The sequence below is a fragment of the Paenibacillus periandrae genome (assembly GCF_022458865.1).
Taxonomy (GTDB): Bacteria; Bacillota; Bacilli; order Paenibacillales; family NBRC-103111; genus Paenibacillus_S; species Paenibacillus_S periandrae.
The window spans coordinates 1-12,688 of record NZ_JAJNMU010000006.1 but is presented as its reverse complement, the minus strand read 5'-3'; the positions used below and the strand labels follow the sequence as shown (position 1 = coordinate 12,688).

Genomic DNA, 12,688 nt, shown 5'->3' with positions numbered 1-12,688 from the left:
ATAATTAGGACTGTAAAGCAGGTTGAACGATAACAGTCAGGAGGACTACTCACATGAATACACAGATTGAAGCAGAGGTAATGAAAAGCCAGACGAAAGTGATTCGACGCAGCCCCCTCTTGAAAGATTTAATTCGGGATAAATGGATGTACTTTATGCTGCTGCCGGGTTTGATTTACTTTGTTATTTTTAAGTATGTGCCGATGTATGGAGTCATTATCGCTTTTCAGGACTACAAGCCGCATCTCGGTATGTTAAATAGCAATTGGGTAGGGCTAAAGCATTTTCAACGTTTTTTCAGTGAGCCCCAGTTCTGGGAGTTATTTAGGAATACGGCGCTGCTTGCGGTATACAACCTGGCGTTCTTTTTCCCGCTGCCGATTGTATTGTCGCTGATGATGAATGAAGTGAGAAGAGAACGCTTCAAAAGATGGGTGCAGACGCTCATTTATGTGCCGCATTTTGTTTCTTGGGTCGTTGTGGTCGGTGTATTTTATATGCTGCTTACGACTGAGGGCGGTATTATCAATGAACTGCTATTCCTCGTTACCGGTGTCAAAATCGCATTTTTGCTGGAGCCTGAATGGTTTCGGACGATGATTGTGACCCAATCGATTTGGAAAGAGGTAGGGTGGGGAACGATTATTTTCCTCGCTGCGCTGTCCGGAGTCGATCTTCAATTGTATGAAGCTGCACGGATGGATGGAGCCAACCGCTGGAGACAAGTATGGCACATTACGCTGCCGGCTATTCGTGGAACGATCATCATTTTGCTGATTTTGCGACTGGGTTCCTTCATGGACTCTGGCTTTGAGCACATCTTCCTGATGCTGACCTCAACGAATCGCGATGTCGGGGAAGTGTTCGATACCTATGTATATGTCAAAGGCTTAACACAGTCACAGTTCAGCTATAGCGCTGCAGTCGGATTATTCAAATCGGTAATTGGCCTGGTGCTGGTCATGGGAGCCAACTGGATGGCCAAGAAATTCGGTGAAGAAGGCGTATATTAGGAAGATGCTTACGAAGTCAGTTTTCTACGAAAATCAAGATGATGCTTACGAAGTCAGTTTGCTACGCAAAGCCTAAGGAGGAACAACCGATGAATCACGATCAAACCGTGGGTAATAAAATTTTTGACGGCGTTAACTACGTGCTGCTGACGCTGATCAGCCTTGCGACGATACTTCCTTTCATTTATATATTAGCTGTATCATTCACAAGCCCTCATGAGGTGGCCAAAGGCGGCTTTATCCTGTTTCCCAAGGAATTTTCCCTGTCTGCCTACAAATATATTTTCTCTACGGATACCTTGCTCAAAAGTTTGTTAGTATCCATTTACATCACAGTCGTGGGTACGTTCATCAATTTGCTGCTTACTTCCTTGATGGCTTATCCGTTGGCACGGCAGACGCTTCGCGGTCGTCAATTCATTCTCATGGCGGTCCTGTTCACGATGCTGTTCAGCGGAGGATTGATTCCTACGTATTTCGTTGTGAAGGCGATGGGCTTAACGAATTCTTTATGGTCGCTCATGATTCCCAATGCGATTAGCGCATTTAATCTGATTGTATTGAAAAACTTTTTCCAGCAAATTCCTGACGGCCTTGAGGATTCCGCCCGAATCGACGGGTGCAGTGATGTTGGCGTCCTGTTCCGGATCGTGCTGCCTTTGTCTATGCCTGCGATGGCAACCTTCGGGATGTTCTATGCGGTCACGCATTGGAATCAATTTTTCAGTGCGATCATGTACATCAACGATAACAACAAATGGCCGGTGCAGGTACTTCTGCGCGAGATCGTTATTTTGGCGCAAAGCCGGATCGGGGATACAGGCTTCGACGAAACGGAGATTCAACCGTTAACGATTCGGATGGCGGTCATCGTGTTTGCAACCTTGCCGATATTGGCAGTGTATCCGTTCCTGCAGAAGCATTTTGCCAAGGGTGTTATGCTGGGCTCGGTTAAAGGTTAATTGTAAAAATATGGGGGTTACGATATGACGCAAAAATCCAGAAAAGCTTTAATGGCAGCGGCGCTCGCTGTAACGACATCCCTTACGGCTTGCGGAGGAGGTACTTCCGATAACAAGCAGCAAGCTGCCGGTAAAGATAACAATGATCCAATGCCGATCAGCATAGCGTTCGCTCAGGTTGGCGATATTCCGGGAAAAGGCGGTGAAGTCGAGCAGCTGCTTGAGAAGTACACGAATACCAAATTGAACATTCAATGGATTCCAGGGGCAGCGTACGATGATAAAGTGAATGTGATGATTGCTTCCAACGAAATGCCCCAACTGCTCAAATTGCAGTACACGCCGAATACGATCAGTGCCATGCAGTCGGGATTGTTCTGGGAAGTAGGCCCATACTTAAAGGATTACAAAAATTTGTCAGCACAGAACCAGCAATTTTTCGATAATATCCTGGTGGATGGAAAAATGTACGGGGTCCCCATTTTCTCCGAAATCGCACGAGCAGCCATTGTTTACCGCAAGGATTGGTTAGATGGACTTGGTCTCAAGGTGCCCAAAACGGTTGACGATTGGTACAACGTTATCAAAGCGATGACATTGAATGACCCTGATAAAAATGGAAAGAACGACACCTATGGCATAGTGCTGTTTAAAAAATACAATGAAGGCCAGGCATCACTGCTTACCCGATTCGCTGTTGGCTTAGGTGGACCGAATAAGTGGTCTATCGTGAATGGCAGCTTTGAGCCGGAGTTTACCTCCAAAGAATACAATGATGTACTGAAGCTGTTCAAACGTTTATATGATGAAAAGCTGCTCAATCAGGATTTTGCCGTATTTGATTCTACCGAAGCCGACAAGCTGTTCGATTCTGGGCGAGCCGGGATCAAGATCGCCGTCGCGCAAACTGGCAAGAGCCAGCAGGATCGCTTATCGAAGGTAGATCCGAAGGGTGTAGTTGATGTGGAGCCGTTGGACGGTCCCAAAGGAATTCGTGTGGCGGGTCAAACGGGCAACTCCGGCATCTATGTCATTCCCAAATCGACAGTAAAAACCGAGGATGAAGTCAAAAAGCTGTTAAAATTTCTGGATAGTGTGATGGAGCCTGAAGCAACAACACTACTCCAGCGCGGTGTAGAAGGCAAGCACTACGTGATGACGGCCGATAAAAAAGCAGAGTTTACTGATCTTTCGGCTTTCCAAAGGGAAGTCAAACCCTTCCGTGATAACCTTCTCCAGATTGAAGGTTATAACAGCCCGCCATTGAAAGATACACCGATTGGCGAGAAGGGGACCATGGTAGCGAAGGAAAATACGAAGTATTCGGTCGGCAATCCGGCCCTTACCTTGAATTCGGCGACTTATTCAGAGCGTGGTAAAGAGTTGGAGCAAATGATTTGGGATGCCCAAACCAAATACATCATGGGCAAGCTTGACGATGCAGGCTGGCAGGCCGAGATTGAAAAGTGGAAGAAGGCCGGTGGCTCCAAAATTATGGATGAATATAAAGCGGATTACGAGAAAATGAGTAAGAAGAAATAACGAGCTGCACGTGTTTTCGAAAAGATCAAGCAATCTCTTGTGCTATCAAGGGATTGTTTGCGCTTTATAGCTGTCCAAAAAACTGGTATCATGTGTACCAGAAGTATACGATCACTAGTGACTCTTTGAATGTGGTTGCAAATTGAACCTTTTAGTGATCCTGCAATAATTACCTTGATAGATGGAAATGGAGTGTGTAAACATGTCAGTTGGCATATTGGCTCATAATGTAGGTGCTCAGCCCTTTGCGCAGCTTGCAGCCAAGGTCGCATCTTATCGCTTTGACTATGTGCAGCTCGCGCTGTCCAAAGCTATCACAGATGTCGATTGCAGCTTGGGCAAGCTTAGTCCCGGTTTGGCAAACGCTATTGGCGAGGCCTTCGATAAACAGGGTGTAGGCATACCTGTGTTGGGCTGTTATATGGATTTAATTGAACTTGACGATACCAAGTGGCGGCATAACGTAGACCGCTTCAAGGAGCATTTGCGTTATGCGCGCCAGTTCGGTGCATCAATTGTTGCTACTGAAACGGGTGTGCCTGTAATTCAGGAGCATGACCGGAATTGGCGGCGTTTGCGCTCAGCGGTTGAGGAGATGGCCGAGGAAGCGGAGAAATTCGGTATTATGATCGGACTGGAGGTTGCATCACGTCATATTGTAGGTACAGCCAGGGATTTGGCACAGTTGATTGATGAGGTTCCTTCTTCCAATATTGGTGTGGTGATGGATCCGTGTAATCTGATGACACAGGATAACTATGAGGGTCAGCATGAAATTATGCAGGAAGCGTTCCGCCTGTTGGGACATCGGGTGGTTAGTGCACATTCAAAGGATATTAAGCTGGATGCCGACGGCAAGCTGCAAACCGTTTCTTCAGGACAAGGTATATTAAATTATCCGATGTTCATCGAGCTGTTGAACCAGCATAAGCCGTTATCCTACATAACTTTGGAAAATGCCCAGGAGCCTTATACCAGCGATGCTCGTGATTTCGTTCTTAAGCAGCGGGGTTAGGTTGTAAATTGTAATTAAGAGCTGAGCAAGAGCCGTGTAAATTATTGCGGCTCTTTTTGGCCTGGATCAGGCGATGTGGTGGGGAACAAATCCTTCTCTTCTTTTTCAGTCGGCAGCGGCATAGGCTTTAGGGAAGTACATGCTAATTAGAGCATCCTTGCAAAGCCAGTTTTGCTGCAAAAACTTTTAGGAGGTCCCTGCCATGCTGGTGCTGAAGCGAAGATGGAGAAGCAAGCCTGTTGGCACCAAAAAGTTAAAACGCAATCTGATCATCATTGCTCTCATTGTGCTGCTATTTACTTTGCAAATGTTTATTTATATTGAAAAAAACCTAAAACCGCCGCTTGCCAGTCTGGCCAAAATTCGGGTGAAACAGATCGCTACACAATCCATCAATTCAGCCATATCCGACAGGATTGCACAAAGCACCAATTTTGAAAAGCTGATTGATTGGCGGACAAACAATAACGGTAAAATTACCGGGTTCATGCTGAACTATTCCGAGCATATGAAAATAACTGCCGATACGATCAAAACCGTTCAGAGTCAGCTAGCTAATCTGCAGGCTTTTCCTGAGCATATCCCTTTGGGGCAAGCATTAAACAGTCCGATTCTGGCTTCGTTTGGCCCCAATATTCCTATCAAGTTTGTACCTGCAGGTGCCGTCAAGGTTGACCTAAGCACGCGCTATCAGAATGCAGGCATCAATATGCTGCTCGTAGAGGTTTACCTTCGTATTATCGCGGAGGTGACCATTATTATCCCGATGGATACCGTACCTGAAGTGGTGGAGACGGAGGTACCGATTTCCTATGCACTTGTAGTGGGTGATGTTCCAACTTATTACTTTGACGGCAAAGGGAACCAGGTGAACAGCTCTCAGACACCGGCACTGCCTTCCGGCTTATCGCTGCCCAAGCTGCCATTGGCCCCTTCGAAGGAAGCTGCTCCCCATGAGGCAGGAGAAGCTGGCAGTGTAGTCAAGCCTTAAAGATTCGATGGGCTCATTTCTTTTTACGAATCCGTTCCTCACGCTCCCATTTGCGCAGATGGGGGTAGGGATCGAACGACCAATCCGTCAAGCCATTATCCCGGTATAGTCCATAATGTAAATGCGAAGGAAATTTTCCGGACGTTCCCGGCTTCCCATACCCTGAACTGCCTACCCAACCTATAATCTGGCCAGCCTTGACGATGTCCCCTTCCTTGACCTCTTTATTGAAGCCCGATAAATGCGCATAGTAATGATACACATTATTTAAATCGCGGATGCCTACTCTCCAGCCCCCGTATACATTCCAGCCCATCACTTCGATAATGCCATAAGCAGCACTTCGCACAGGTACACCATAACCCGCAAAAATATCGGTACCTTCATGTATACGATAACCGCCCCAGCCCCTGCTTGCTCCCCACGTACTGCGGTATGAATAATCAGCATTCAATGGCATGACAAAAGCGTGCTCGTGCAAATCAAGCGTTTCAAACTCTGCATATAGCCTCGCAAACTGCTCAATGCGCTCCACACTGCGTGTATTTTGATAATACTCCCACAATCCAATTCGCAGGTCCTCGTCGCCTGAGCCTTGCTTTAACAAATAGCTGGCCATGGCGTACAGCCTGTCCAGCTCGTTCAAACGGTCTGCTTTTCCATCGCCTGAGCCATCCTTGCCAATTCCGTCAAACATTGCAATACTGGTTTCATTGGTATCCGAGTGGTCAGGATTCATCATGCCGCACCATTGCAGCTCAGTAAAACTTAAAGCGATCAACCCATCGCTGTTGGTGCGTTTGCGTGCGAGCTGAATGGTACGCTCATATTGGTCTATACCTGCGAATATGTACCAGGGTATTCCGGTCACCGTACTGATTTTATCGAATAAATCTTTTCTTTCAGCGAATACAGCGCTAATGCTCCTGGAATCTGCTGCAGGCTGAGTGGGTTGTTGTGCTGCTGCATATATCGGAAAAGACGTACCCAGAAGAATGCTTCCGCAGATGAATACTTTAAGGAACCCACGTATCCCAATTGCTTTCATGATGTTTTCCTCCATATTCGGACATGATGGCTGTGTACGTCCGATCGAATTGGTGTTAGTAGGTTATGTTGGAAGTGCAGCTTTTATCCGCTGATATAAACTTGAGGTACAGATTCTCAGCACAGCTTATTTTTGGTAGAATTAAGGTTAGAGAAGGGTTTAACCATGATCGCTTGGCCAGGGGATCTGGTATTGAAGAAAGAGGGATGCAGGATGGGATTTGAACACCGAGAAGAGCACATTGATGAAGATATGCTGCTCATTCAGGCGAATATTGATGATATGAATCCGGAGATTTGTCCTTATGTGACCGATCGGTTATTTGATGCAGGTGCAAATGATGTGTACTGGATTCCGATAATTATGAAAAAAGGCCGACCCGGTATGATGTTGAATGTACTAATAGATGAACAGAAGTTGCAAACGATAGAAGAAGTGATTTTTAGCGAAACAACAACGATTGGTCTTCGTTACTTACGGGCAGCCTGTCACAGACTGGGCCGATCATTTGAGCAGGTCCCCACACCATGGGGTATGATTAATGTAAAAGTCGGCTATCACCGCGGCGATATGGTTCAATTTGCTCCAGAATTCAAAGACTGCGAGCAGGCTGCGCTCACGCATGGCATCCCGTTGAAACAGGTTTATGAAGAGGTAAAGCGCCAGTTTCTTCATACAGGCAAGCGGGAAAACGAGGAGTAAGCTGCTAGAAGTGAGGAGCAGGATGGCTTGAATAGTTAGAAGAAAGAAGGACACCTTAGGAAGGATTTTTTCCTATCGGTGTCCTTTTTGTCTAGAATTGTTTGGAGCTATGGAGCTACTGCTTGAGATCCGGAGGGAGGTCCGCACATTCGACATGAATAGCAGGTTCATGTTTATGATGATGATGATTGTGATCGGAAGCCTCATCATGTGAATGAGGATGTGAGTGATCATGGGAATGGCTATGAGGCTGCTCAATCATACGAAATCGTCCTTGATCCTGATTACGCAAATGACTATGCCCGTGATCGTGGGAATGATCATGTCCGTGGCTATGCCCGTGATCGTGGGAATGATCATGTCCGTGGCTATGCCCGTGATCGTGGGAATGATCATGTCCGTGGCTATGTCCGTGATCATGGGAATGATCATGTCCGTGGCTGTGTCCGTGATCGTGGGAATGATCATGTCCGTGGCTATGTCCGTGATCATGGGAATGATCATGTCCGTGGCTGTGTCCGTGATCGTGGGAATGATCATGTCCGTGGCTGTGCCCGTGGTCGTGACTATGATCATGACCGTGGTCCTTATGATGCTGTTCGTGTTCATGCAAGTGTCCATGGTTTTGGATTTCTTGATGCGGGACTTTATATTTAGGAATAAAAGGGTCCGTTTTTCCAATAACGACACGAAGAACATTTGGTTGGTTAGGCAAGTCGCGAGTCCCGGCGCCATATCCGATGGTTTCAACAATCATCGAAGGAAAACCCTTGGAGAATTCATCCACTACACCGGCAATGATACCGGCGCCTGTTGGCGTGGTCATTTCCATGCTGTAGACGGTTGGGGCGATAGGAAGCCCACGCATCATTTCCAAGGTTGCTGGTGCAGGAACCGGATAGATCCCATGGTCGCAACGAACGGTTCCTGAACCGAGTGGCACGGGTGAGGACCATATTTTCTCGACCTCTAACGAGTCCAGAGCAAGGGCAACACCGATTACATCAACGATAGAATCGATAGCGCCCACCTCATGAAAATGAACGGTTTCAATCGGGATATTATGGATTTTGGCTTCGGCAATAGCAATTTTCTCAAATATAGCCGAGCTTAAAGTGACAACACGATCGTTAAAGCCGCAGCTATTAATGATTTTTACAATCTCCGAATAATGCCGATGCTGGGTCGGAGGTGAATGGGGATCGAGTATAACGTCCATTTTTAATGCGGAAATCCCTTTTTTATTAACACGCTTCCACTCCAGAGAAAAAGGCTCGATCTGAATCTTGCTCAGTTCCTCCTCGATATAATGACGATCAGCGCCCGCATCGACGAGGGCTGCCAGGCTCATATCTCCACTGATCCCGGAAAAGCAGTCAAAAAAAGCTATTTTCATCGTTAATCCCTCTTTGTCGTATTTTTATGTATTAATGCCGCATTATAACCGGCACCAAAGCCGTTATCAATATTAACTACGGATACGCCTGGTGCACAGGAATTAAGCATAGTGAGAAGTGCAGCCACGCCATGAAAGCTGGCACCGTAGCCTACGCTCGTAGGAACGGCAATAATGGGCTTCGAGACGAGTCCGCCTAGAACGCTGACCAGAGCGCCTTCCATGCCTGCAGCAACGACGATCGCATTGGCTCCGCGGATTACGTCAAGCTTACGGAATAATCTATGTATACCGGCAACTCCCACATCATACACCCGCTCCACGCGGCAGCCCATATTTTCAGCTGTCAAAGCAGCTTCCTCAGCAACGTAGAGATCGGAGGTTCCAGCACATACGACTGCAATATAACCTTCCGTCTTGGGTTTGCGTGCAGCCTGATCCTTATACCATGTCAGTACACGAGCATCGTCATGATAAGTAATCCCGGGAATCGCCTGCTGCACAAAATCCGCTTTTTCCTTGCTCACACGTGTCGCCAGCACGCGGTCCAGATGTTCCATCATCTTAAGAAAGATCGCCGAGATTTGCTCAGCCGATTTATTTTCCCCGTAAATAACTTCAGGAAAGCCGGTCCTGCGTTCCCTATCGATATCCAGCTGTGCATAGCCAAGATCCTCGATACGATCGCTTGCCTGACTTTGTTTGCTCATGAATTCCTCGAGATGCTTTTGCGCTTCTGCAACGTCCAAATCTCCGGAACGAACGTGTTTAAGTATGGATTCCAGATTTATCATATAAAGCCTATGCCTCCAAAGTGACAGTTGAGCTCTGCCCGTTAATTGTTGTCCTTATCCAGTTTAACACAAATAAAAGCGAATGTGGATTGTTAGCTCTTTCGTGATATAATAGCTTCATAAGCTTGGAATATGCCACGGAAAGCAGGGACGACACAATGTCTACACCACTTGAACGTAAACCCGATTGGTTAAAAATTAAATTGACTACAGGTGAGAATTTTAAAGAAATAAAAAATATGATGCGCGATAAAACACTACACACGGTTTGTGAAGAGGCCAAATGCCCGAATATTCATGAGTGCTGGGCGAATCGCACAGCCACTTTTATGATACTTGGTGATATTTGTACGCGCGCCTGCCGTTTTTGTGCTGTTAATTCAGGTTTGCCGACTGAGCTTGATCTTCAAGAGCCGGAGCGTGTGGCCGAGGCATCAGAGCAAATGGGTCTAAAACACGTAGTAGTTACTTCTGTAGCGAGAGATGATCTGGCTGATGGAGGCTCTTCGATATTTGCTGCTACCATTAGAGCGATTCGTAAACGGCTGCCGATGTGTGGTGTCGAGGTGCTGATTCCCGATTTCTTGGGTAATGAGGAATCACTGCGTACCGTGCTGGCCGCGAAGCCGGATATTTTGAATCATAATATCGAAACCGTCGAGCGTTTATCCGATAAAGTACGGTCCAAGGCCAAATACAGCCGTACCTTGGAGCTGCTGGAAAGGTCAAAGAAAATTGCACCGGAAATCCCGACAAAGGCCAGTATCATGCTGGGGCTTGGGGAAGAATGGTCTGAAATTTTGCAAACTATGGATGACCTGCGCGCAGTTGGCTGCAATATCATGACAATCGGTCAATATTTACAGCCATCGGTTAAACATTTAAAGGTGAAAAAATATTATACACCGGAGCAATTTGCAGAGCTGAAAATCGAAGGCATGAAGCGCGGCTTCAGTCATGTCGAATCCGGACCTTTGGTACGCAGCTCGTACCATGCGCATGAACAGGTTAAATCAGCACAGCAAGTATAGGTTTTGCTTACGCAAAACTTTAAGAGAATGCTTACGAAGTCAGTTTTGCCTATGCAAAACTTTAAGAGAATGCTTACGAAGTCAGTTTTGCCTATGCAAAACTTTAAGAGAATGCTTACGAAGTCAGTTTTGCTTACGCAAAACTTTAAGGAGGGGAAAACCAAGTGATTTTCATCGCCAACAAAACCTACGAGGTGGTCGTTGACCACAAAAATGGCTGGAAGCCTGATGCCTTTAAAGAGCGATTCAGTGAAGTTCTAGAGCGCTATGACTATATTGTTGGGGATTGGGGCTACAATCAGCTGCGTATGCGAGGTTTTTTTAAGGACAGCCATCCGAAAGCTACCAAGGAATCGATGATTGCTACGTTTCAGGACTATTTGAATGAATATTGCAATTTCGGTTGTGCGTATTTCATTATTGAAAAGGTACCTTCCAAGCATCAGTCCAACCAGCAGCCAACAGATGATGTGGAAACGGAAGAACGGGAAGTCGGTGTAGCTGCTGGCCTTGAACAACACGAGGTTCTTGCGCAGGAGCAGCAAGAGGATGCCTTGCCCTCTCAGTCACCGACTCCTCGCCAGCAGCGTCAGCATCACCAGCGGAAGTCTTATTCCAATAAGCATCAGAACCACCAGAACCACCAATCAAATAACCCGAAGCCATCATGAAAAAAGGCCAGCCTTTATAAAGAAACGGGTTCCCTTTTGATGTGCAAATACAATTTTGACACTTGTTTTGGTAAGAAAATGAATAACAAATAACCAAAAGGACAGCGTTTTATTGGCTGTCCTTTTGGTTTTACAATCAAATATTATTTTGTTTATCCAATTAATTTATGGCATTCAACTTGGAATTCATGAGGTTTATCTAAGAATAGATAAACATGATCAACCATTTGTCGCTTTCCAAACAGACGGATAACAGTAATCTTACTTTTCAAACGAATAAGTACATTGGGTTCTATAACAAGGGGCGTAATTGATGTTTTCAAATCTTTTTTAGCTAATTTCTCAAACTTAATCATAGAGACAGACTCAATATTATTTATATCAATATACGATAACATTTGAATGCCATACTGAATTCTTATCTCTTGTTTTGAAACTAAGATTGGATTTAAACACATAGCTCTGTAATCAGAAATTAATAAGATAATGACATATATATTTCCTAATTAAAGAATCCATGCAACGGTATGTGACCATTGCATAAGAAAAATATGAACACACGCACCTTCAATTAACAGTACCTTAGATAATATCAATACTGTTATAAGCCAGCTTGAATTTGTATGATAACTAAATGAAGTAGAAGCAGTTCGTAAATACGGCTTTTTTCTCCAAGAGAATAAAGCGTAGTAAAAGACAGATGCATCATGGACAAGTAGAGATGTTATTTTAGAATTGCTGAATGTTGCTTCAAGACTTTTCCGAAGCGTTTCTATCGGGTGGGAACCAACTGTAATATTGCGTCTAAAATTAATTATGATTTGATAGATTTTATAAATCTCATAACAAAGGAACATAAGTTCCATTGGTATGAGCGTATATTTTACAACTTCAAGTGTTCCTTGACCTGTACTGGGTATCATCAATACCAAAGCGATATAGCCTAAAAGAGCGAAGGGAAGAATCGCTATGATTTTTTTGTTTAAGTTTCGATAAATAAGAAAGTAAAGTAATAAAGGTATTACAACAACAAAATCTAACGAAATACCAATGGTCAGGAGTTGATCATTCTCTTTAAACAGTACAGAATTAACAATAACTAGGTCAAATAGGATTATAAATTAGCTTGCACCAATGAAATAACTCATGTTATTTTTATAAAGTTTGAACATGGTTTAAACACTCCTTTCAATAGATATCTAAATCTAATATAGAACAAAATGATAATTTATCCTAGCTGTAATTTGCAAAATTTCACATGTTCGCTTTACGGGTGTTCGGTTATACAGGGTTCAGCGAAAATGAAGTTGTAGATAGATTCTTGAACAATATTCTGAAAGACCCCGATTTTAACTTATGGATTAATGGGAAACGCCGTAAAACTCAAATAATGTAACACGCCTGTTGATTAACCAAAATATGTAACAAAAAAGACCGCCGATTCGGGTAAATGGTAAGTACCACCAAACCATTCCGAAAAGAGGCGACCTCATGAATAAGTCTACCTTATTCCGAACGTTGGT

General features: G+C 44.9%; 12 protein-coding genes. 8 read left to right on the top strand and 4 right to left on the bottom strand.

Annotated features, from left to right (window positions below; translation table 11 throughout):
• Positions 1-80: 80 nt before the first annotated feature.
• The 5 genes from LRL21_RS11020 to yunB all read left to right on the top strand — a co-directional run bounded on the left by LRL21_RS11020 (position 81) and on the right by yunB (position 5,523).
• On the top strand, positions 81-1,013 hold the full coding sequence (locus LRL21_RS11020) for an ABC transporter permease (protein WP_240416127.1): 933 nt from the start codon (positions 81-83) through the stop codon (positions 1,011-1,013).
• A gap of 89 nt (positions 1,014-1,102) precedes the next feature.
• Entirely contained in the window at positions 1,103-1,975 is an 873-nt protein-coding gene (locus tag LRL21_RS11015; RefSeq protein WP_240415831.1) for a carbohydrate ABC transporter permease, read from the top strand.
• A 24-nt stretch (positions 1,976-1,999) separates the two neighbouring features.
• A complete protein-coding gene (locus LRL21_RS11010; RefSeq protein WP_240415830.1) occupies positions 2,000-3,517 on the top strand; it encodes an extracellular solute-binding protein in 1,518 nt (505 codons plus the stop codon).
• Positions 3,518-3,719: 202 nt separating this feature from the next.
• The gene (locus LRL21_RS11005; RefSeq protein ID WP_240415829.1) at positions 3,720-4,532 is read left to right on the top strand and encodes a sugar phosphate isomerase/epimerase family protein; all 813 of its coding nucleotides are present in this window, start codon (positions 3,720-3,722) and stop codon (positions 4,530-4,532) included.
• 202 nt (positions 4,533-4,734) lie between these two features.
• Entirely contained in the window at positions 4,735-5,523 is a 789-nt protein-coding gene (yunB, locus tag LRL21_RS11000) for a sporulation protein YunB (RefSeq protein WP_240415828.1), read from the top strand.
• 13 nt (positions 5,524-5,536) lie between these two features.
• On the opposite strand, the gene LRL21_RS10995 is transcribed toward yunB, so the two are convergent.
• Positions 5,537-6,571 carry a M23 family metallopeptidase gene (locus LRL21_RS10995; protein WP_240415827.1) on the bottom strand — a complete coding sequence of 345 codons (1,035 nt, stop codon included), beginning with the start codon at positions 6,569-6,571 and terminating at the stop codon, positions 5,537-5,539.
• 165 nt (positions 6,572-6,736) lie between these two features.
• Between LRL21_RS10995 and larC2 the strand changes: the two genes are divergently transcribed.
• Complete coding sequence (gene larC2, locus LRL21_RS10990) at positions 6,737-7,273, top strand: nickel pincer cofactor biosynthesis protein LarC2 (protein WP_240415826.1); 537 nt, start codon at positions 6,737-6,739, stop codon at positions 7,271-7,273.
• Between the two features lie 115 nt (positions 7,274-7,388).
• On the opposite strand, the gene larC is transcribed toward larC2, so the two are convergent.
• On the bottom strand, positions 7,389-8,669 hold the full coding sequence (larC, locus tag LRL21_RS45610) for a nickel pincer cofactor biosynthesis protein LarC (RefSeq protein WP_275900696.1): 1,281 nt from the start codon (positions 8,667-8,669) through the stop codon (positions 7,389-7,391).
• 2 nt (positions 8,670-8,671) lie between these two features.
• A complete protein-coding gene (gene larB / locus LRL21_RS10975; RefSeq protein ID WP_240415825.1) occupies positions 8,672-9,463 on the bottom strand; it encodes a nickel pincer cofactor biosynthesis protein LarB in 792 nt (263 codons plus the stop codon).
• A 125-nt stretch (positions 9,464-9,588) separates the two neighbouring features.
• On the opposite strand from larB, the gene lipA reads away from it, so the two are divergent.
• Positions 9,589-10,494 carry a lipoyl synthase gene (gene lipA / locus LRL21_RS10970; RefSeq protein WP_275900695.1) on the top strand — a complete coding sequence of 302 codons (906 nt, stop codon included), beginning with the start codon at positions 9,589-9,591 and terminating at the stop codon, positions 10,492-10,494.
• A gap of 164 nt (positions 10,495-10,658) precedes the next feature.
• Positions 10,659-11,165 (top strand): YutD family protein, encoded by a 507-nt coding sequence (locus LRL21_RS10965; protein WP_240415823.1) that lies wholly within the window; start codon positions 10,659-10,661, stop codon positions 11,163-11,165.
• 152 nt (positions 11,166-11,317) lie between these two features.
• Here the strand turns inward: LRL21_RS10965 and LRL21_RS10960 are convergent, their stop codons facing one another.
• Positions 11,318-11,563, bottom strand: coding sequence for a hypothetical protein (locus tag LRL21_RS10960; RefSeq protein WP_240415822.1), 246 nt, complete (start codon positions 11,561-11,563; stop codon positions 11,318-11,320).
• Positions 11,564-12,688: the final 1,125 nt, after the last annotated feature.

Excerpts from the sequence above, each read along its gene's own strand:
- LRL21_RS11020 (WP_240416127.1), top strand. The coding sequence starts at position 81 with ATGAAAAGCCAGACGAAAGTGATTCGACGCAGCCCCCTCTTGAAAGAT.
- LRL21_RS11015 (WP_240415831.1), top strand. The coding sequence starts at position 1,103 with ATGAATCACGATCAAACCGTGGGTAATAAAATTTTTGACGGCGTTAAC.
- LRL21_RS11010 (WP_240415830.1), top strand. The coding sequence starts at position 2,000 with ATGACGCAAAAATCCAGAAAAGCTTTAATGGCAGCGGCGCTCGCTGTA.
- LRL21_RS11005 (WP_240415829.1), top strand. The coding sequence starts at position 3,720 with ATGTCAGTTGGCATATTGGCTCATAATGTAGGTGCTCAGCCCTTTGCG.
- yunB (WP_240415828.1), top strand. The coding sequence starts at position 4,735 with ATGCTGGTGCTGAAGCGAAGATGGAGAAGCAAGCCTGTTGGCACCAAA.
- LRL21_RS10995 (WP_240415827.1), bottom strand. The coding sequence starts at position 6,571 with ATGAAAGCAATTGGGATACGTGGGTTCCTTAAAGTATTCATCTGCGGA.
- larC2 (WP_240415826.1), top strand. The coding sequence starts at position 6,737 with ATGATCGCTTGGCCAGGGGATCTGGTATTGAAGAAAGAGGGATGCAGG.
- larC (WP_275900696.1), bottom strand. The coding sequence starts at position 8,669 with ATGAAAATAGCTTTTTTTGACTGCTTTTCCGGGATCAGTGGAGATATG.
- larB (WP_240415825.1), bottom strand. The coding sequence starts at position 9,463 with ATGATAAATCTGGAATCCATACTTAAACACGTTCGTTCCGGAGATTTG.
- LRL21_RS10960 (WP_240415822.1), bottom strand. The coding sequence starts at position 11,563 with ATGTTATCGTATATTGATATAAATAATATTGAGTCTGTCTCTATGATT.